At 31.9% G+C, this 235-nt stretch carries 1 protein-coding gene; it reads left to right on the forward strand.

The genetic code is table 11. The features are described 5' to 3' along the window. Positions 1-235 (forward strand): SbcC/MukB-like Walker B domain-containing protein (locus NG904_RS16740; protein ID WP_252232855.1); only part of this gene is annotated, 235 nt, incomplete at both ends.

The raw sequence follows: 235 nt of genomic DNA on the forward strand, positions 1-235 counted from the left end.
TGCTGAAAGAGATGCATCTACCTTATCAGGAGGAGAAACATTTTTAACATCACTAGCATTAGCATTGGCATTATCATCACAAATACAGCTTAAGGGAACAGCACCATTAGAATTGTTTTTCCTAGATGAAGGATTTGGAACATTAGATGATAATTTATTAGAAGTAGTTATGAGTTCGTTAGAAAGATTGCATAATGATAAATTAAAAATAGGTATAATCAGTCATGTTGAGTCT

The sequence above is a fragment of the Clostridium sp. ZBS15 genome (assembly GCF_023845705.1).
GTDB classification, from domain to species: Bacteria; Bacillota; Clostridia; order Clostridiales; family Clostridiaceae; genus Clostridium; species Clostridium aquiflavi.